18 protein-coding genes are annotated in these 19,386 nt (G+C 61.2%); 6 read left to right on the top strand and 12 right to left on the bottom strand.

Annotation, left to right across the window (positions count from 1 at the left end):
- Positions 1-35: 35 nt before the first annotated feature.
- Entirely contained in the window at positions 36-1,715 is a 1,680-nt protein-coding gene (gene ybaL, locus K7B09_RS01995; protein ID WP_223626221.1) for a YbaL family putative K(+) efflux transporter, read from the top strand.
- On the opposite strand, the gene K7B09_RS01990 is transcribed toward ybaL, so the two are convergent.
- A complete protein-coding gene (locus K7B09_RS01990; protein ID WP_223626219.1) occupies positions 1,712-2,830 on the bottom strand; it encodes a glycosyltransferase family 4 protein in 1,119 nt (372 codons plus the stop codon). The genes ybaL and K7B09_RS01990 overlap by 4 nt on opposite strands.
- Positions 2,827-3,576 (bottom strand): polysaccharide deacetylase family protein, encoded by a 750-nt coding sequence (locus tag K7B09_RS01985; protein WP_223626217.1) that lies wholly within the window; start codon positions 3,574-3,576, stop codon positions 2,827-2,829. The genes K7B09_RS01990 and K7B09_RS01985 overlap by 4 nt, the downstream gene beginning before the upstream one ends.
- Positions 3,577-3,748: 172 nt before the next feature.
- On the opposite strand from K7B09_RS01985, the gene K7B09_RS01980 reads away from it, so the two are divergent.
- Positions 3,749-5,398 carry an alpha/beta hydrolase gene (locus tag K7B09_RS01980; RefSeq protein WP_223626215.1) on the top strand — a complete coding sequence of 550 codons (1,650 nt, stop codon included), beginning with the start codon at positions 3,749-3,751 and terminating at the stop codon, positions 5,396-5,398.
- Here the strand turns inward: K7B09_RS01980 and K7B09_RS01975 are convergent, their stop codons facing one another.
- Positions 5,399-6,268 carry an ABC transporter substrate-binding protein gene (locus tag K7B09_RS01975; protein ID WP_223626213.1) on the bottom strand — a complete coding sequence of 290 codons (870 nt, stop codon included), beginning with the start codon at positions 6,266-6,268 and terminating at the stop codon, positions 5,399-5,401. It abuts the gene before it with no gap.
- 128 nt (positions 6,269-6,396) lie between these two features.
- Here K7B09_RS01975 and K7B09_RS01970 point away from each other — a divergent pair, with 128 nt between their 5' ends.
- Positions 6,397-6,993 carry a hypothetical protein gene (locus tag K7B09_RS01970; protein ID WP_223626211.1) on the top strand — a complete coding sequence of 199 codons (597 nt, stop codon included), beginning with the start codon at positions 6,397-6,399 and terminating at the stop codon, positions 6,991-6,993.
- Positions 6,994-7,035: 42 nt separating this feature from the next.
- Here the strand turns inward: K7B09_RS01970 and clpB are convergent, their stop codons facing one another.
- Positions 7,036-9,618, bottom strand: coding sequence for an ATP-dependent chaperone ClpB (clpB, locus tag K7B09_RS01965; RefSeq protein WP_223626208.1), 2,583 nt, complete (start codon positions 9,616-9,618; stop codon positions 7,036-7,038).
- Between the two features lie 131 nt (positions 9,619-9,749).
- Between clpB and K7B09_RS01960 the strand changes: the two genes are divergently transcribed.
- Positions 9,750-11,060, top strand: a complete 1,311-nt coding sequence (locus K7B09_RS01960; protein ID WP_223626206.1) for a M20/M25/M40 family metallo-hydrolase — start codon at positions 9,750-9,752, stop codon at positions 11,058-11,060.
- A gap of 6 nt (positions 11,061-11,066) precedes the next feature.
- Here K7B09_RS01960 and pgeF read toward each other — a convergent pair whose 3' ends face one another.
- Both pgeF and rluD read right to left on the bottom strand, forming a co-directional pair.
- Complete coding sequence (pgeF, locus tag K7B09_RS01955; RefSeq protein ID WP_223626203.1) at positions 11,067-11,801, bottom strand: peptidoglycan editing factor PgeF; 735 nt, start codon at positions 11,799-11,801, stop codon at positions 11,067-11,069.
- Positions 11,798-12,778 carry a 23S rRNA pseudouridine(1911/1915/1917) synthase RluD gene (gene rluD / locus K7B09_RS01950; protein ID WP_223626201.1) on the bottom strand — a complete coding sequence of 327 codons (981 nt, stop codon included), beginning with the start codon at positions 12,776-12,778 and terminating at the stop codon, positions 11,798-11,800. Before rluD ends, pgeF begins: the two co-directional genes overlap by 4 nt.
- 103 nt (positions 12,779-12,881) lie before the next feature.
- Between rluD and K7B09_RS01945 the strand changes: the two genes are divergently transcribed.
- Positions 12,882-13,724: an outer membrane protein assembly factor BamD gene (locus tag K7B09_RS01945; protein ID WP_223626199.1), complete on the top strand. Its 843-nt coding sequence runs from the start codon at positions 12,882-12,884 to the stop codon at positions 13,722-13,724.
- 61 nt (positions 13,725-13,785) lie between these two features.
- On the opposite strand, the gene K7B09_RS01940 is transcribed toward K7B09_RS01945, so the two are convergent.
- The 3 genes from K7B09_RS01940 to K7B09_RS01930 are packed head-to-tail and all read right to left on the bottom strand — an operon-like array spanning position 13,786 to position 16,012.
- Entirely contained in the window at positions 13,786-15,426 is a 1,641-nt protein-coding gene (locus K7B09_RS01940) for an NAD+ synthase (protein ID WP_223626197.1), read from the bottom strand.
- The gene (locus K7B09_RS01935) at positions 15,423-15,737 is read right to left on the bottom strand and encodes a CcdB family protein (protein WP_223626195.1); all 315 of its coding nucleotides are present in this window, start codon (positions 15,735-15,737) and stop codon (positions 15,423-15,425) included. Before K7B09_RS01935 ends, K7B09_RS01940 begins: the two co-directional genes overlap by 4 nt.
- Entirely contained in the window at positions 15,734-16,012 is a 279-nt protein-coding gene (locus K7B09_RS01930) for a type II toxin-antitoxin system CcdA family antitoxin (protein WP_223626193.1), read from the bottom strand. The genes K7B09_RS01935 and K7B09_RS01930 overlap by 4 nt, the downstream gene beginning before the upstream one ends.
- Positions 16,013-16,184: 172 nt before the next feature.
- Between K7B09_RS01930 and ppa the strand changes: the two genes are divergently transcribed.
- Positions 16,185-16,733, top strand: a complete 549-nt coding sequence (gene ppa, locus K7B09_RS01925) for an inorganic diphosphatase (protein ID WP_223627700.1) — start codon at positions 16,185-16,187, stop codon at positions 16,731-16,733.
- Positions 16,734-16,808: 75 nt separating this feature from the next.
- On the opposite strand, the gene K7B09_RS01920 is transcribed toward ppa, so the two are convergent.
- The 3 genes from K7B09_RS01920 to atpD all read right to left on the bottom strand — a co-directional run bounded on the left by K7B09_RS01920 (position 16,809) and on the right by atpD (position 19,375).
- A complete protein-coding gene (locus K7B09_RS01920; protein WP_223626191.1) occupies positions 16,809-17,393 on the bottom strand; it encodes a DUF4136 domain-containing protein in 585 nt (194 codons plus the stop codon).
- A gap of 140 nt (positions 17,394-17,533) precedes the next feature.
- A complete protein-coding gene (locus K7B09_RS01915; RefSeq protein WP_223626189.1) occupies positions 17,534-17,959 on the bottom strand; it encodes a F0F1 ATP synthase subunit epsilon in 426 nt (141 codons plus the stop codon).
- A gap of 9 nt (positions 17,960-17,968) precedes the next feature.
- Positions 17,969-19,375, bottom strand: a complete 1,407-nt coding sequence (gene atpD / locus K7B09_RS01910; protein ID WP_223626187.1) for a F0F1 ATP synthase subunit beta — start codon at positions 19,373-19,375, stop codon at positions 17,969-17,971.
- Between the last annotated feature and the right edge of the window lie 11 nt (positions 19,376-19,386).

Genomic DNA, 19,386 nt, shown 5'->3' with positions numbered 1-19,386 from the left:
TGCGATGATCGTGGCATCGACCTTGCGGAGTACACATGCCACATCACACCCCCCTGATCGCGATTTTGGTGTATGGCTTCGTGCTGGCCTTTATTCTGGGCGCACTAGCCAATCGGCTGCGACTGTCACCGCTGGTTGGCTACCTGGTTGCGGGCATCATCGTTGGGCCGTTCACGCCGGGCTTCGTGGGTGATGCGGAGTTGGCACCCCAGCTGGCCGAGATTGGTGTGATCCTGCTGATGTTCGGCGTCGGCCTGCACTTCTCGCTACGCGATCTGATGTCGGTGAGAAACATCGCGATCCCCGGCGCGGTGGCGCAAATCTCCGTCGCCACCCTATTGGGCTTGGGTTTGGCCGAATTGATGGGCTGGTCGCATCTTGAAGGGTTGGTGTTCGGGTTTTCGCTGGCCACCGCCAGCACCGTGGTGCTGCTGCGGGCGATGGAAGAGCGTCGCTTGCTGGATACACGGCGCGGCAAAATCGCGGTGGGTTGGCTGATCGTAGAAGATCTGGCCTGCGTCATCGCACTGGTGTTGATTCCGGCACTGGCCGGCGCGCTGGGTGGCAGCGAAGCGGTAGGCATCGGCGGCATTCTCAAAGCGCTGGCCATCACCTTTGGCAAGGTCGCCGCCTTCGTCGCCTTCATGCTGATCGTCGGCCGCAAGGCAATCCCGTGGATACTCGAACGCATTGCAGGCACCGGCTCGCGTGAATTGTTCACATTGGCAGTGCTGTCCATCGCGATGGGCGTGGCGTTTGGCTCGGCAGCGATGTTCGGTGTGAGCTTCGCACTGGGCGCATTCTTCGCCGGCATGCTGCTCAACGAATCCGAGTTCAGCCATCAGGCCGCACAAGATTCACTGCCGATGCGCGATGCGTTCGCAGTGCTGTTTTTTGTGTCGGTGGGCATGCTGTTCAATCCCAATATTCTGGTCGAGCATCCGTGGCAAGTGCTGGCTACCACGCTCATCATCGTGTTTGGAAAATCGGCCGCCGCCTACCTGATCGTGCGGGCATTCGGGCATCCCAATTCCACGGCGCTGACCATTTCCACCAGTCTGGCCCAAATTGGCGAATTCGCTTTCATCATCGCCGGGCTTGGCTTGTCACTTAAAATCCTGCCGAAGGAAGGCCATGATCTGGTGCTGGCCGGCGCACTGATTTCGATCATGCTCAACCCGATCCTGTTCATGGGGCTGGATCGCTGGCAGGCACGAGAGGACGCACGCAACGCCGCCAATGCCGAACCAGAACCCGAGGTGGTACCGGTGGATATTTGCAACCACGCCATCGTGGTGGGTTACGGCCGCGTGGGCAGCCAGCTTGCCCATCTGCTGCGTGAACGTGGCGTGCCCTTGGTCATCATCGAAGATGATTCCGATTTGGTGGCACAAGCACGCGCCAATGGCCTACCCACCGTGCGCGGCAATGCTGCAAACCAACGCGTCTTGCAGGAAGCTGCACCGGTACGCGCAAAGCTTGCCGTATTCGCGATTCCGCAAGCCCTGGAAGCTGGCGAAACCATCCAGCGCTTGAAAGCGCTTAATCCCGCCATCAGCGTCCTGGCGCGTGCGCACAGCGAAACCCAGGTCAGGTATTTACTCGAACACGGTGCCGATGCGGCCGTTTTGGCAGAACGCGAATTGGCCTACTCGCTGGCGGATATGGTGATGGCCTCACCGCCATGGCGTGTCCCCAGCAAGGCGGCTGTTTAACGCACTCGCCCGGGGATCGGGCGCGCCCGGTCGGCAGTTGACGTAGTGAGCTGCGCGATGAATTTGTTGACCACAAGATCGGTACTGAACCGCGCAGCACTGGCGGGGGCCGCCGCCGCCATCGCCTGCCGGCGAGGGCTGTCATCGATCAGGCGACCAATCAAGTCAGCCAAATCATGGGGGGCATCGCCACGCCACAGCAAACCAGTCTCGCCGGCGATCATCGCTTCAGGCAGACCACCGCGATCACGCGCAATGACCGGCACACCGCAGGCTTGCGCCTCGGCCACCACCCGCCCAAAGGTTTCCTCTTCCTCGGAAGGGCACACTAGCAAATCCAGCGCCGGGTACACCGCCGCGGTGTCATCGCACCAGGGAATGAAGTGATGGCGCGCCGCCTGCCCGACCGCATCCACAACAGCGCGCGTGGCCGCAAGTTCGGCACCTTCGCCCAGCCACAACATCGCCGTACCAGCACGCTCTTGCATCACCTCGATCATCGCTTGTCGCAATGGGGCAACTCCTTTGCCGGTGGTATGCCTGCCAACAAACCCCGCCAGCACCACATCGTCCGCAATGCACAACTCGCGGCGCAATGTTGCGCGAGCTGCAGCCGATGGATGAAAGCGACGCATATCAATCGGGTTATGCACGATGTGCAGACAGCGCGCAGGCACGCCATCGTTGATCAACCGTTGGCGCGCAAACTCGGACACTACGAAATAGCGTTTGGCCAAGCGTGGCATCCAATAACGGGTGACCCGGCTGCGGATATACGTCAGATGACGAAACGCAGCCAGCGGCGTCCCGGTGAACAGCGAAGCGAACAGCAACGGCCAATGATGCTTGCCATGTGCTGCCACCAACCAGTCGGCATGCAGCGTGCGTACCGCCTGCAGCACCTTGCGAAATGCACGCGGGTCTTCACCGCCGCGAAAGCGGGTTTCCCTCAGCTGGATGCCGGGCACTTGCCGCATCGCGACCGCCATTTCACTGTCCGCACGCACCACCGCAATCACCCCATGACCCGCACTGGCGCACCCACGCGCAAGCTCCAGAAAAGCCTGCTCGGTGCCCCACAACTTGCGGCTGGCATCCACGAACACGAAATTCATCTGCGCAACTCGGCATAGGGTGTGGCCGCATACAGCACGAACTTGGAAATCCCGCGCCCACCATTGATGGAGATGCGCGGCAACTGCAGTGGGTCGTCACTTGGCCGTGCAATACCTTTGCGGGTGGTGGTGGCAGTGACATAACCGGCCTGCCGCGCCGCCTCGACAACCGCTGCATTGTGGTCGCCATATGGGTAGCAAAAGTGCTCAACCGGTGCCCCTGTCAACGCTTGCAAGCGTTGCCGGCTCTCACTCAATTCTGCGACCAGGGCGGCCGGATCCAACCGATCCAGATGCGGGTGGGTCCGGGTATGCGAGCCGATCTCCAAACCTTGCTGGTGCCATGTGCGTAACTCGCCCTCACTCATCATCGCTCGCGGCACACCTAACACGGCATCCCATGCATTGTTGCCACCGATAGTGTCGGTGACCACATAGCACGTCGCGCCAAAACCATGGCGTTTCAGAATCGGGGCAGCGTTTCGCACATTGTCCTGATAGCCATCATCCAGCGTGATGGCAACCAGCTTCCCGGCGTTGCCCGCGCGTAAAGCGCGATAACCCTCGCTCATGGACACGCCACGCATGCCCAATCGGGCCAACCAGCGACACTGGCGCTCAAACATATCCGGGCTGACATGCAGCTTGGGCAGTGGGGTCCCCGCCGGTGCGCGGTCGATGCTGTGATAGGTAAAGATGCGCAACCCGTTACCGTACATCGCCTTGGCCGCCATAAAGGTATTCAACGTCTGGGTATCACCAATTCACGCCATATTAACGTATGCAGCATGCAATGACCTGCATCGCACTGTCGTTGCCCGGTGCCTGGAACATCCCTCTCAGGCAGGCTCGTCCAACTTTCAACTGACTGCAGGACAGCGCACACTGCGTCCTTCATCGCCGCCACTGGAGCGCCCCATGCGCCATGCGCTATTCCTGCATCGTTCATCCTTGGCTGCCCTGCTATTGGCCCTGTGTGCGTGCGCGCAGGCCGACACCTCCGCGCCACTGCGCGTGCAACTGCCCGCCGCCGCCACGGCCAGTGCCGCTGGTCGCTTGCTGCTGTTTGCGGAACCTGCCGCGCAGGCACTGGCCAAGGCGAAGGATGGCAACGTGTTGGAGGTCAATGCCAGCCCGTTTGGCGGTGCCGACGACGCCAGCATGGCCGCGATGGATATTGCACGCTTGGCCCCCGGGCAATCGCTTGCGGTAGATACCGACACGCTCGCGTGGCCAACGTCGTTTTCGAAATTGGCCGATGGCGAGTATTACGTGCAAGCGGTGCTGGATGTGGCCGGCGATGACAATTACGGCGGACGCGGTGCCGATGACATCTTGAGCGCGCCAGTCAAAGTGACGCTGGGCAAGGCCGCCACACCCACCACCTTGGTACTGGATCAACGGCTGCCGGCAGCGGGGGACCCGTGGCAATTGCCTCCTCGCTTTTCCGAGGCCATTCGCAAGGCGGCACCCGCGGCAAAAGCGGCCACCCGTGAAATTGATTTCATCAGCCCCGCGCTCAGTGCATTCTGGGGGCGCCCCATCCATATGCACGGTTGGGTGGTCCTGCCCCCCGGCTACGACGGTGCCGCACCGGCGCGCTACCCGGTGCTGTATTTCACCCACGGCTTTGGCGGCAACCAACGCGGCTTGATTGGCACCGCCGTCAATGCCTATACCGGCATGCAGTCGGGTGAATTGCCACCGATGATCTGGGTCTTGCTGGACGAATCCAGCGCCACCGGTACCCACGAGTTTGCCGATTCGGTCAATAACGGCCCGTGGGGGCAAGCATTGACGGAAGAATTGATCCCCCATCTGGAAAGCACCTATCGGATGGATGGCAAAGCCTCCGGCCGCTTCCTCAACGGCCATTCCTCCGGTGGCTGGGCCACACTGTGGCTGCAAGTGCGCTATCCGAAACTGTTTGGCGGTACATGGTCCACCTCGCCCGACTCCAGCGTATTCGATGACTTCTGCGGTATCGACTTGTACGCCGCCAATGCCAATGTCTATCGCAAACCGGATGGCAGCCCGTACCCCATCATGCGTGACAAAGGCAAGGTACAAGCCAGCTTCGAACAATTCGCCCGGATGGAAGAAACGACCGGCCCGATAGGCGGGCAACTGGCGTCGTTTGAGTGGGTCTTCTCGCCACGCGGCACCGATGGTCGTCCAACCCCGATGTTCGATCGTGGCACCGGCAAGGTGGATCCGCAGGTCGTGGCGTACTGGGGCGCGCATTACGACATCGGCCGCATCCTGCGCACGCAATGGCCGCAACTCGAACCCGACCTCGACGGCAAACTGCACCTCTATGTAGGCACCGCCGATACGTTCTATCTGGACGGCGCTGCCTACAAGCTCAAGGCGGTACTGGACGGCTTGGGCGCCAAGTCGGATTTCCGTTTTGTGCCCGGCCGCACCCACTTTGACCTGTATGTGGAGGGCAGCGACCGCCAAGCACTGATGAAAGATATCGCGTGGCAGATGTATGCCATCGCTCGGCCCGGCGCCAAACGGCCCGCAAGGAAACCGACGGGCAAACTGGCAGCCCATGCCGAGTAGTCAAATCGCAGAATGCGTGCCCTGTTCCTGCAACTCTGCAATGCAGGCACGCAACCGGCGATAGCCCTCCACCAGACGCGGCCCGGGGCGGCCCAGATAGGCTTCGGAAATGGCATGGATGCGTCCATGCTGCAGCGCAGGCAGGGCCGCCCAGCCGTCGCGCCGAATGACAATCTCGGCGCGATAGTTCTCCTCTTTCACCCCGCACCAGCTCATCACCACCACGTCGGGGGCGGCAGCCAGCACGCGCGGATGGTCCAGCGGCAAACTCTTCGCGTCTTCATCGGCCCATGGGTTGCAGCCACCGGCGCGCTCGATCAGATCCGTGACCCACGAGAACCTGGCGGGCGCAATCACCGGTTTTGGCCACCACTCCACCAACACCTTGGGCCGATCACCTGCCACTGCCACAGCCGGCATCAAAGCCTCCATCTGCGCCACCAGTGCCACGCCACGTGCGGGCACGCCCAGCGCATCGGCAATGGCTTGAATATCGGCATACACATCTTGCAGTGATTGCGGATCACACACCAGCACCGCAAGACCCGCATCGCGCAATGCGTGTACTACCTTCTCATGCCCCGGCACCGTCAGCGACGTCAGTACCAACTCGGGCTTGAGCGCCAGCACCGCGTCGATATTCAAGTCCAGATCGCGCCCCGTCTTAGGCAGCGCGGCCACCACATCGGGGGGATAGTCCGAATCACTGTCCACCCCGACCAGCATCTGCGCGCAGCCCAACGCGCAGACAATTTCGGTATTCGAGCAGGTATGCGAAAACACCCGCATCACGGTCACGATCGAACTGGCGCAGACAACCGCACCAGCCCTGGCCCGCACGTCACCGCCACACTCCAGTGCGACCCGCATCGGAATGCCCGGCTTGGCCGTGTTCGCTCCCGTACTTGAATACCATCCGAACTCCCCGCGCATTGCCGCACAATTGCGGCCGCTATCATACGCACGCTAGCAAACTCACCACGATCACGGAGATTCGCATGTTGAAATTCTGGCTTGCCGCCACACTGGTGCTCTCGATGTTGTTCAGTCGCAGCGCTTTCGCACAGCAAGCAGGCCAGCTTGTGGTTGACGTGTCACCATTCACCAGCGAACAGACGCTGCCAAAGAAAGTCGACAAGCAGCTGCGTAGTGGCGGCATCGAATGGGGCGTGAAGGATGGTCTGTTGGTATTCACCATGGTGGCCAAGCAGTTCATCGACTATCCAATCAATCACATGACCCGCTACGGCCAATCCGAGACGATCGAACTTCCCGCCGGTGACTATCGAATTACCGGCATCGGGCTGGAAATGACGACCGCCTTCAGCGTGCAAAAGATCCTCGACAAGGGTGCGTATGTGAACGAAGACGTGGTGGCATTCCGCATCGAGCCAGGCCAAACCACCACGCTGCATATCAAGCCGGTCATCTACAAGGACGCGACGTTTGCGGTGAACTTCTGGATGCCCACCCTGATGGCAAGCCTGTCGACCAACGGCGACAGCGCATCGCCAGAGATCGCCCTCAACCAGCGGCTGCCAACGTCCATCCGTTGGCCAGACTACAAAGGCCCGCTCAAATTTGTTGCCAGGTAAAACGGGCATCGCCCCGGCCGGTATCCGCGCCGGGGCATGGCATCACTTGACGAACACCAGCCTGCCACCCTCAGCGTCCACCTTGACCACGTCGCCATTGCCGAACTGGCCGGACAGGATTTGCTGCGCCAGCGGGTTTTCCAGTTGTTGCTGGATGGCGCGCTTGAGCGGACGGGCGCCGTAGACCGGATCAAAGCCGACATTCCCGAGCAGGTCGAACGCCGCATCGGATAGTTCGATGCGAATGCCGCGTTCGCCCAGACGCTTTTCCAGACTGCGCAATTGGATGCGCGCAATCTGTTTGATCTGCGCCTTGTCCAGCGGGTGGAACACCACGATGTCATCCAGCCGGTTGATGAACTCGGGACGAAAATGCGCTTGCACCACCCCCATCACCGCGGCCTTCATCTGGAGGTAAGCCTCGGCTGAATCGTCGCCGGCCAGCTCCTGAATCTGATGGCTGCCAAGGTTGCTGGTCATCACGATGACCGCGTTGCGGAAATCCACGGTGCGGCCTTGACCATCGGTGAGGCGGCCATCGTCGAGCACTTGCAGCAGGATGTTGAACACATCCGGATGCGCTTTCTCCACTTCGTCCAGCAAGATCACGCTATACGGGCGGCGGCGCACGGCCTCGGTCAGATAGCCGCCTTCTTCATAACCCACATAGCCGGGCGGCGCGCCGATCAGCCGGCTGACGCTGTGCTTTTCCATGAACTCGCTCATGTCGATGCGCACCATCGCATCGCTGGAGTCGAACAGGAAGTCGGCCAACGCCTTGCACAGCTCGGTCTTGCCCACGCCGGTCGGGCCGAGGAACAGGAATGAGCCGCTGGGGCGATCAGGATCAGACAGCCCTGCGCGCGAACGGCGCACCGCATCCGACACCGCTTTGATCGCTTCCTCCTGCCCGACCACGCGGGTGTGCAGCTGTGCTTCCATCTGCAGGAGTTTTTCGCGCTCGCCTTCCAGCATCTTGGACACTGGAATGCCGGTCCAGCGCGCCACCACTTGCGCAATTTCCTCGGCGGTCACTTTGTCTTGCAGCAGGGTGAAGCCACGGGTCTCGGCTTCCTGCGCGGCGGCAAGCTGCTTTTCCAATTGCGGAATCTGCCCATACTGAATTTCGCTCATGCGCGCGTAATCCTGCCGGCGCTGTGCGGCTTCCAGTTCCAGCCGTGCGGCTTCGATCTGTTCCTTGACCTTGGTGGCCCCTTGCAAGGTGGCCTTCTCGGCCTTCCAGATTTCCTCCAGGTCGTTGAACTCGCGCTCCAGCGTATTGATCTCGGCTTCCAGATCAGCCAAGCGCTGTTTGGATTCGGCGTCTTTCTCTTTTTTCAGTGCCTCACGCTGGATTTTCAGCTGAATCAGGCGACGTTCCTTGCGGTCCATTTCTTCCGGCTTGGAGTCGATCTCCATGCGGATGCGCGAGGCCGCTTCGTCCATCAAGTCGATGGCCTTGTCCGGCAATTGGCGATCCGCGATGTAGCGGTTGGAGAGCGTGGCGGCGGCAACGATCGCAGGATCGGTGATTTCCACCCCGTGATGCACCGCGTAGCGTTCTTTCAGGCCGCGCAAAATGGCAATGGTGTCCTCCACCGTGGGCTCCCCGACGAACACCTTCTGGAAGCGGCGCTCCAGCGCAGCATCCTTCTCCACGTACTTGCGGTATTCGTCCAGGGTGGTGGCGCCGATGCAGTGCAGCTCGCCGCGCGCCAGCGCCGGTTTCAGCATGTTGCCGGCATCCATACTGCCTTCGGCCTTGCCCGCGCCGACCATCGTGTGCAGCTCGTCGATAAACAGAATGATCTGGCCTTCGTTCTTCGACAGATCGTTGAGCACCGCCTTCAGGCGTTCCTCGAACTCACCACGGAACTTCGCGCCCGCAATCAACGCGCCCATATCCAGCGACAACAAGCGCTTGCCGCGCAGGCCTTCGGGCACCTCGTTGTTGACGATACGCTGGGCAAGCCCTTCCACAATCGCGGTCTTGCCCACGCCAGGTTCGCCGATCAGCACCGGATTGTTCTTGGTGCGCCGCTGCAAGACTTGAATGGTGCGGCGGATTTCTTCGTCGCGGCCCACTACCGGATCCAACTTGCCGGACTCGGCGCGGGCAGTCAGGTCGATGGTGTATTTCTCCAGCGCCTGACGCGCCTCTTCGGCGTTTTCGTCGGTCACTTTCTCGCCCCCACGCAATTTCTCGATCGCCGCCTCAAGTTTCTGCTTGTTCGCACCCGCAGCCTTCAACACTTTGCCGGTATCGCCGCTATCGTCAATTGCAGCCAGCAAGAACAATTCGCTGGCGATAAAGGCATCGCCGCGTTGCTGCGCCAGTTTGTCCGTCACATTGAGCAGGCGCGACAAATCGTTGCCCACACTGACCGTGCCGGCCTGCCCGGAGACTTTCGGCAACTTGTCCAGCGCCTCGGCCAGGCGCAGCCGCAGATCGGCCGCATTCACACCGGCCTGCGCCAGCAATGGGCGGGTGCCGCCACCTTGTTGATCCAGCAAGGCCAGCAACAGGTGAGCAGGCTCAATCAGATTGTGATCGCGACCCACGGCCAGCGACTGCGCGTCGCTCAAAGCCTGCTGGAAGCGCGATGTAAGTTTGTCCATGCGCATCGGTAATTCCTAAATGAGAAGGCCACAAGAGGCCACTGTCCTGCACATGCGGGCGGGCTGCCGTGATTCAAGTCAAATCCCGAACAAGGGTTGGCTGCGGTATGGTTTGGCATCAACTTCGAGCCTCCCCCATGCCCCATCTTGCCCCCATTGCCAGCGCGCTGCTGCTGAGTGTTGCCCTTGCCACACCCGCCGGTGCCGCGCTTGCGCCCACCGAGCTGCGCATCAGCCGCGCCGCCGACGCCAGCCAAGCCCGCAGCACCGCCCTGCTCAAGCGATTGGTGGCGCAAAACAGTGGCACCTTCAACACCGCGGGAGTGACAGCGGTGGCAAACATGCTGCGCCCGGAATTCGAAGCACTTGGCTTCCAGGTGGACTTCAAACCCATGCCGGACAGCGGGCGCGCCGGACATTTGATTGCGATCCACCACGGCAACGGCAAGGGCAAGCGGGTGCTGCTGATTGGACATCTGGATACGGTGTTCGAGCCGGACAATCCGTTTACCGGCTTTCGCATCGAAGGCAAGCGCGCCTTCGGCCCCGGCGTAGGCGACGACAAGGGCGGCGTGGTGGTCATCCTGTCCGCACTGCGTGCTTTGCGCGATGCCGGCACACTGCAAGATGCCGATATCGAGGTGGTGCTGACCGGTGATGAGGAAGAAGTAGGGATGCCAGTCGCCCTTGCCCGCGCCGATTTGATCGCCGCCGGCAAACGCGCCGATGCGGCGCTGGATTTCGAAAATATCTCGCACCAGAACGGACGCGAAATGGGTGCGGTGGCACGGCGCTCGTCCAACGAATGGACACTCACCGTGCATGGCGAATCCGGCCACAGCTCCGGTATTTTTTCCAAAGCCATGGGCGATGGTGCAGCGTTTGAGCTGGCACGGATTCTGGCCGCATTTCGCACTGAACTTCCAGAACCCAATTTGACCTTCAATGTGGGGTTGCTGGGCAGCGGCGAGCAGGCCACGTTCGATGCCAACAAGACCCGGCTCAGTGCCAGCGGCAAGGACAATATCGTGCCCGGCATTGCGCTTGCGCGTGGCGACTTCCGCACGCTCAGCCCCGAGCAAACCGCACGCGTCAGCGAAAAAATGCGCACGATTGTCAGTCGTCACCTGCCATTGACCAGCGCGAATATCACGATTGAAGAACACTACCCACCGATGGCCCCCACCGCTGGCAACCGTGCGTTGCTGGCAAAACTCAACAGCATCAATCGGGATCTGGGTTTGCCCGAACTCGGCGAGATTGACCCGCTAAGCCGCGGCGCGGGGGATATCGCGTTTGTGGCCCGCGATGTGGATGGCCTGGTGGGGATGGGCGCGTCCGGTGGCGACAGCCACGGTCCTGGCGAATATATCGAGCTGGACTCCCTTCCGCGCCAAGCCAAGCGCGCTGCACTGCTGATTTATCGGCTCTCGCAAACACCGCGCTGAGTCAGTTCAGGCCTGCATCCACACCAGCGTAGCGATGCGACCGCCGCGCTGATCACGGCGGTGCGAGAAAAACCGTGCCGGATCCGAAATCGTGCACTGCTCGCCCCCAAATACCGCCGTCACCCCCACCGCCTGCAAACGCTGGCGCGCCAAGGCGTACAGGTCCACCTTCCAATGCCCCGGGCGGGTGGCCACAAACGTTGCTACCGCCGCGGGATCGCGCTGCACAAATGCAGCAAAGACGTCTTCACCGATTTCGTACGCTTGCGGGCCGGCAGCGGGACCCAACCACGCCATCAATTGCTGCGCCGGGGTGCGCATCGCGCCCACCGTAGCCTCCAGCACCCCCGCGCACAACCCGCGCCAACCGGCATGCGCCGCGCCAATGTCATCACCGGCTCTCGATGCAAGCACCACTGGCAAGCAGTCGGCGGTAAGAATGGCCAGCACCCTGCCGGGCGTTGCTGTCACCGCGGCGTCAGCTTCGGGCTCATCGAAGCCCGGCTCCACTGCAACAGCAACACCATGCACCTGGCGCAGCCAACGCGGCGACGACGGCAAGTGCAAGGCGGCTTGCAACTGGCGGCGGTTTTCAATCACCGCATCCACGTCATCACCGCAGCGCGAGCCCAGATTGAAATGGTCGAAGGGTGCCGTGGATACGCCCAAGCCATGCCGCAAGCTGGTCAACGCATGCACGCCGGGCGGTGCCGGCCAATCGGCATGCAAAAACGCGCTCATCGGCGCGCCCGCTCGATAGCGGCGTGGCTGGCGGCATCCGCACGCAGCTGGTGCATGAGCTGCTGCATATCCGCTGGCAACGGCGCTTCGCAACGCACTGGCGCACCGCTGACCGGGTGCATGAATTCCAGTACTTCGGCATGCAAGGCTTGGCGCTTGAAGCCGCGCAGGCAAGCGATCAATTCCTCCGACGCGCCCTTGGGCAGCCGCAAGGAGCCGCCATACAGCGGGTCGCCGATGATGGGATACTTCAGATGCGCCAAATGCACGCGGATCTGGTGGGTACGCCCCGTTTCCAAGCGGCATTCCAGCGCGGTATGGCTGCGAAAACGCTCACGCAAACGGTAATGGGTAATGGCGTCTTTGCCATCCTCGCGCACCGCCATACGCAGGCGGTCGCGCGGGTGACGGTCGATGGCGGCGTTGGCGGTGCCGCCGGCCACCAGCGCCCCCAATACCACCGCGAGGTATTGCCGATGCACGTCGCGCGCCGATAGCTGCGCGACCAATGCAGTCTGGGCCACCAGGGTGCGTGCCACCACCATCACCCCGCTGGTGTCTTTGTCCAACCGATGCACGATACCGGCGCGCGGCAACTTGTCCAGCGCCGGGTCGCGATGCAGCAAAGCGTTGACCAAGGTACCGGCCGGGTTGCCGGCACCCGGGTGCACCACCAAGCCGGCTGGTTTATCGAGGACAAACACGTGTTCGTCTTCATACAAGATCGACAGAGGGATGTCTTCGGCCACGGCGTGGGTTTGCACTTCCTCCACCACATTCAGGGTGATGGTCTCGCCACCCCGCACGGGGTCGCGCGGGCGCGCCGGCGCGCCATCCACAGTGAGGTCGCCAGACTTGATCCAGGCGGATAATCGCGAGCGGGAATATTCCGGAAATAGTTCCGCGACGACGGCGTCCAACCGACGGCCGGCAACGGAATCGGGGACTTGGGCAATACGCAAGGCGTGTTCATTCATGGGAATCGGCGGGCGCCTCACGAAAAGGCGCGCATTCTGGCGTGGTTAAAGCTTGGGACTGGTATTATCCAGCCTTCATGCCCCCGGCGCCCGTTCGATGCCCATGATTTCGCGTTCCCCCTTGATTCGCACCACCCTCGTGCTTGCATTGGTCGTTGCCGCCACCGGTTGTTCGGGGGTCAAAGGCCTGTTCAAGAAGGACAAAGACAAGAACGAAGGCGTCCCGGTTGCCACCTTGTTCGACAAGGCTCATGACCAAATGGAGCATGGCAACTGGAGCAATGCTAACGAGACGTGGGGTCGCTTGATTGCCCAATATCCTTACGGTGCCTATACCGAACAGGCGATGATGGAGCAGGCTTACGCGCAGTTCAAAGCAGGCAAGCACGAGGATGCGATCTCCTCGATTGACCGCTTCATCCGCACCTACCCGACGCACAAGAACATCGCCTATTTCTACTATCTGCGTGGTCTGTCCAACATGGCGCGCAATACGGTGTTCATGGCGCGCACGTTCAAGCTGGATACCAGCACCCGCGACTTGGAAGCCCCCCAGCAGGCCTACAACGACTTCAACACCGTCTCTACTCGTTATCCCAACAGCCGCTACGCCGGCGATGCTCGCCAACGCATGGTGTATTTGCGCAACGAGTTCGCCCGCTTTGAGCTGAACACCGGTTTGTATTACCTGCGCCGCAGTGCTTGGGTGTCGGCTGCTGATCGCGCCACCTATCTGCTGGAAACCTATCCGCAGAGCGAATACCAATACGATGCCGTGGCCTTGCTGGCCGAAGCCTATACACGCATGGGCAATACGGCCTTGGCCGCCGATGCCAAGCGCGTGCTGGAGCAAAATGCACCGCAGCACCCGTGGCTGCATGGCAAATGGCCCAATGACCGTGGAATCATCAGCCGCTTGAATCCGTTTACCGGCGACGCGCGTTGAGTTGAAAAGGGGCCGCAGCGGCCCCTTTTTCTTGAGCCATTTTTTGTGCTACCCGCTTGACTCAATCACGCCAGCCATTGCTGATTGGGTAGCGCCGCTCGCGCCCAAACGCGCGCCGGCTGACTTTCGGGCCTGGCGCGGCTTGATGGCGCTTCCATTCACCAATCCGCACCAGCCGCAGCACTTTATCCACGATGGTTGCAGCAAAGCCCGCCGCAACGATCTCGGCATGGCCCTGTTCTTGATCCACATGCCGCAACAAGATTGCATCCAGCACGTCATATGGCGGCAGCGAGTCTTGGTCCAACTGGTTTTCACGCAACTCCGCCGAGGGTGGGCGGTCGATCACGGCCTGCGGAATCACCCGGTCGCCCACCGTGTTGCGCCAACGCGCCAAGGCAAAGACTTCAGTCTTGTACAGATCCTTGATCGGCGCATAGCCGCCGCACATATCGCCATAAATCGTGGCGTAACCCACCGCGTACTCACTCTTGTTGCCGGTGGTCAGCAGCAGACCGCCAAACTTGTTGGACAGCGCCATCAGCAAGGCACCACGCGTACGCGATTGCAGGTTTTCTTCGGTGACATCAGCAGGCTTGCCGGCAAACACCTCGGCCAGCGCATTCAAATAGCCTTGGAATGGGGTTTCGATGGGCAGCGCCAGCAACTTCACGCCCATCGCATCACATTGTTCCTGCGCCAGATCATTGGACAGCCCCGCCGTAAAGCGTGAGGGCATGCGCACGGCTGTCACGTTCTCCGCGCCCAGTGCATCCACCGCAATGGCCAGCACGACCGAAGAATCAATGCCACCCGACAGCCCCACCCACGCTTGCTTGAAGCCGTTCTTTGCGCAGTAATCGCGGGTGCCGCGCACCACCGCCCGCCACGCCAGCGCATCGCGGCTTTCATCGCCGTCCACCGTCCATTGCAGGGGCGCAAAACGCTTTGCTTCGGCATCAAACTCCACCACCAGCCACTGCTCTTCAAATGCCACCGCCGCCGGATGCACGCTGCCGTCGCCATCGCACACCACCGATGCGCCATCGAAGACCAAGGCATCCTGCCCACCCACCACATTGAGGTAGGCAATCCCGGCACCAGTCTCGCGCGCGCGCTGCACCAGCAACGCATCGCGCTGGGCATGCTTGTCGTGCTCATACGGCGAGGCATTGGGCACCAGCACCAGTTGCGCGCCCTTGGCGACGGTACTGGCGATGGGTTCGGCAAACCACAGGTCTTCGCAAATCACCACGCCGACATCAATGCCGTTGATTTGGAATACGCAATCCTCGCGGTCCGGATCGACATCGAAATAACGGCGCTCATCAAACACCGCATAGTTGGGCAACTCGCGCTTGCGGTAGGTCTGCTCGATGACGCCATCGCGCAGCACGCTGGCGGCGTTATACACCACCGCACCCGCAGGCTGCGGCCAACCCACCACTGCGGTGATCCCCTGCACGCTGGCAGCAATGCGCTGGATGGCCTGCTCGCATTCGCGCAGAAAACTTGGGCGATACAACAAATCCTCGGGCGGATAACCCGACAGCGCCAACTCCGGAAACAGCACCACATCCGCGCCGTACTCGTCGCGTGCAGTGGTGATCCCATCGAGAATGCGTGCGGCATTGCCGGCCACATCGCCCACCGGAAAATCAAATTGCGCCATTGCGATGCGCAGCGTATTGGCCACGGTCATATCCCCGAGATCAGCATGTCGAGAGCCGCAAGGATGGTCAGGCGTTCGGCCGACAAATCCGCCTCATGCCTGCCAAGCATCTGCATCGGCACATTGGTGATCTGCGCTGCATCCATCACCAGCCGCTTGCCTGCAACCATCAGCACCGGCATCAGCCTTGCCACCAAAGGCCCCGCCAGTTGCGGTGCAATCAAGGGTACAACCACGCGCGACTGGGTGGCATCGATCAAATCACTTTGCACGATCAGCCAGTATGGAATGGTGCGCTTGGATGCGGCATCCGCATTCACATACGCGCAAAATTGATTCATGCAGCAGACGACGCCTTGAGTGCAGCCTTGAACGCACGCACATGATCACCGGCAAGCCCATCCCGCTCGATACGTGCGTTGTAGGCGGCGATCGCCTCGCGATTTTCTTCCAGCCACTTGGCACGTTTGCGTGCACGCACTTCGGCATCCAGCGCACGTTCCAGCGTGGCAGACAAGTTGATCTCCAGCGCCTTGGCGTCTTCCAGCAAGCCCTGATTGATACTGACATTGGTGGCACGCTTGCCGTAACCGGCGTAACGCTCTCGAATGCGCATGACATGACTCCCTTGTATGCGCATTAATCATGCGCACTTCAACTGTGCCCGTCAAGCCAGCCGGTTCGCCCAGCGTCATCTTTCGCCGCCGCGCTCCGCTAAAATGTACTCACTCCCCCTCAATCATCGCCGCGCCCAACCGGGCGCGGCACGCACGCTGGAGCACGACGCAATGGGTCTGGATCTTGTCCCCACCGGCAACAACCCGCCGGATGAAATCAATGTAGTCATCGAAATCCCGAAGGATGCCGAGCCGGTCAAGTACGAGGTGGATAAAGCCTCGGGCGCGATCTTCGTGGATCGCATCCTGTCCACGCCGATGCGCTACCCGTGCAATTACGGCTATGTGCCGTACACCGTGTGTGGCGATGGCGATCCGGCCGATGTGCTGGTGATCCTGCCGCTGCCGCTGGTGCCCGGCTCGGTGATTCGTTGCCGCCCGGTGGGTGTGCTGAAAATGAGCGATGAGGCCGGCAGCGACGAAAAAATCCTCGCCGTACCGGTGGACAAAGTGTTCAACGGCTACAGCCACATCGACGATATCGCCAAAGTCAGCAAGCACTGGCTACAGCGCATCGGCCACTTCTTCGAGCACTACAAGGATCTGGAAGACGGCAAGTGGGTGAAACTGGATGGTTGGGACGGCGTTGCCGAGGCGCGTAAGATCATTATCGAGGCGATCGAGCGCTACAACGCGAGCGACGACAAGCCGAAATTTTAATATGGCATTGCTGTTGCAACAAAAACCGCCGGCAGCAAGCCGGTGGTTTTTTGTTTTGCCAGGCATGCGCCACGCTTACATCCCACTCGCTTTATGCGGATACTTGGCAAAGATGCCAGTGATGGCCGCATCGATTTCACTCAATTTCTGTTCTGGCTTTTGTTTGGATCGTACCGGATTGCTGGCCGAGCCCGTCCACACCATGCGATTGCGTTTACCGTCCACCAAATCCACGGTCAACGTGCCTTCCTTGTAGCGCGACACTTGGGTTTCGTCATACCAAATCGGTACCGCGACATAGGCTTTGTGACGATAGCTGTAGAACCACTCGGTGTCGCTGCGCGGCACCGTCCATACGGCGGTTTTGTCTTCCACCACGCCTTGGAAATTCACCAGCAGGTCGGCCCCGCTCGTGGCAAAGCGATAACCGCGTGCTTCCATTTCTTTTTGTACATCGGCGCGGATACGCTCGGAAATCCAGCTGGAATAGCCAGACTGCTCCATCGCAATTGGCTGATAGAAACCCCATGTCTGGTACTGGCCGAAATTGGCAGTGGGGTCATGGTCGGTACGCACGGCAGGACCACTGGCACAGGCTGTCAAACCCAACAGGGATGTCATCAATATCGTTGCAGCGAGCAGACGCAAGGGGCGCAACATGGTGACTCTCCTCATCAGGCGATGGTTGGAATCATCGCACCACCAAACATACCCTGGCTGAACAAACCACGATGTGGCGCATAAAAAACACCGGCGAGTGCCGGCGCTTTGCAAAACCCGTCCACCGCCGTGACCGGTGATCAGTGCTTGAGATTCTTGCGCAGACGCTCCAGCGCCTGCAACTGCGCGGTGACTTCGGCCAGACGTTGCTGCGCTTCGGCAATTTCCATCGCTTCACCACGCCGGGCAAGGATGCGTTCGGCTTCTTCCTTGGCTGTGCGCACCGCGGCTTCGTCGATTTCATCGGCGCGCACCGCAGTATCGGCCAGTACCGTCACCACCGTCGGCTGCACTTCCAGAATGCCGCCGGAAATGGCGAAGTCCAATTTCTCGCCGCCGGCCAAGGTCACCACAACCTTGCCCGGCTTCAGGCGGGTGATCAGCGGCGCATGCTTGGGCGCGATGCCCAGCTCGCCGAGTTCACCGGTCGCCACAACCAGCTCGGCCTCGCCGTGGAAAATCTCGGCTTCGGCACTGACGATGTCGCAACGGAAGGTGGATGCCATGATGATTCCTTACGCCGCCAGCTTCTTGGCTTTTTCGACAGCCTCGTCGATCGAACCCACCATGTAGAACGCCTGTTCCGGCAGGTGGTCGTAGTCGCCGTCCACAATGCCCTTGAAGCCGCGGATGGTCTCCTTCAGCGGCACGTACTTGCCCTTCGAGCCGGTGAACACTTCGGCCACGGTGAACGGCTGGCTGAAGAAGCGCTCGATCTTGCGTGCACGCGCCACCGCTTGCTTGTCTTCTTCCGACAGCTCGTCCATGCCGAGGATCGCGATGATGTCCTTCAGTTCCTTGTACTTTTGCAAGGTGGACTGCACGCGGCGGGCGGTGTCGTAGTGCTCGTTGCCGATCACGTTCGGGTCCAGCTGGCGCGAGGTCGAGTCCAGCGGATCGACCGCCGGGTAGATGCCCAGCGAGGCGATGTTGCGCGACAGCACGACGGTGGCGTCGAGGTGGGCGAAGGTGGTCGCCGGCGACGGGTCGGTCAGGTCGTCCGCGGGCACGTACACGGCCTGGATCGAGGTGATCGAACCGGTCTTGGTGGAGGTGATGCGCTCCTGCAGGACGCCCATTTCCTCGGCCAGGGTCGGCTGGTAGCCCACCGCCGACGGCATGCGGCCCAGCAGCGCCGACACTTCGGTACCGGCCAGGGTGTAGCGGTAGATGTTGTCCACGAACAGCAGCACGTCGCGGCCTTCGTCGCGGAAGTACTCGGCCATGGTCAGGCCGGTCAGCGCCACGCGCAGGCGGTTGCCCGGCGGCTCGTTCATCTGGCCGTACACCATCGCCACCTTGGACTTGGCGTGCTCCTGCACGTTGACGACGCCCGATTCCTGCATTTCGTGATAGAAGTCGTTGCCTTCGCGGGTACGTTCACCCACACCGGCAAACACCGACAGACCGCTATGCTCGGTCGCGATATTGTTGATGAGCTCCATCATGTTCACGGTCTTGCCCACGCCGGCGCCGCCGAACAGGCCAACCTTGCCGCCCTTGGCGAACGGGCACATCAGGTCGATCACCTTGATGCCGGTTTCCAGCAGCTCGGTGGTCGATGCCTGGTCTTCATACGAAGGCGCTGCGCGATGGATTTCCCATGTGGTGTCGGCGGCGACCGGGCCGGCCTCGTCAATCGGGTTGCCCAGCACGTCCATGATGCGGCCCAGCGTGCCGATACCCACCGGCACCGAAATCGCACGGCCGGTGTTGTCGGCCAGCAGGTTGCGCTTCAAGCCATCGGTGGAGCCCAGCGCAATGCAGCGCACCACGCCATCGCCCAGCTGTTGCTGCACTTCCAGCGTGATGCTGGTGTTTTGCACCTTCAGCGCGTCATACACCTTCGGCACGCTCTCGCGCGGGAACTCGACGTCAACGACCGCGCCGATGATCTGTACGACTTTGCCCTGGTTGCTCATGGTTATTTCCT

Source organism: Thermomonas beijingensis, assembly GCF_020034655.1.
GTDB lineage: Bacteria > Pseudomonadota > Gammaproteobacteria > Xanthomonadales > Xanthomonadaceae > Thermomonas > Thermomonas beijingensis.
This window is presented reverse-complemented; position numbering and strand designations above follow the sequence as displayed.